The 473-nt window shown below is 41.2% G+C and carries 1 protein-coding gene; it reads left to right on the top strand.

Annotation, left to right across the window (positions count from 1 at the left end; all coding sequences use genetic code 11):
* On the top strand, positions 1–472 hold a 472-nt coding region (locus GQ598_RS10930), incomplete at its 5' end, for an IS5 family transposase (RefSeq protein WP_160404138.1).
* Position 473: the final 1 nt, after the last annotated feature.

The following is a 473-nucleotide window of genomic DNA, read 5'->3' as shown; positions in this document are numbered from 1 at the left end:
GGCTCATCAACACAGTACAGGCGCTGCAACGGAGCATTCCGAGCAAATAGGTCAGAGCTGTGGTGGTCATTCAACTAAAATTCATCTTGCGGTTGATAGTGGTGGTTTGCCTATTTGTTTTGAGCTATCTGAAGGACAACGACATGATATCACTTATGCAGAAACCCTAGTTGAAAAGCTCGATGAAGTGAATACAGTGATAGCCGATAAAGGTTATGACAGCGAGCCTTTTCGGTGCTTTGTTCGTCAAAAAGGCGGACGAACGGTGATTGCTAAACGTAATTATGGTAAGGATATAGATAAAAGCAGTATGGATAGGTGCCTTTATCGCTATCGTCATTTAGTCGAGAATGCCTTTGCTAGAATCAAGCAATATCGTTCAATATCAACTAGATACGATAAGTTAGAAAGGAATTATGCCAGTATGGTATCACTGGCATTTATGTTAATGTGGCTGCCAATGTATTGTTGAG

Source organism: Gilliamella sp. Pas-s95 (genome assembly GCF_009795795.1).
GTDB lineage: Bacteria > Pseudomonadota > Gammaproteobacteria > Enterobacterales > Orbaceae > Gilliamella > Gilliamella bombicola.
This window is presented reverse-complemented; position numbering and strand designations above follow the sequence as displayed.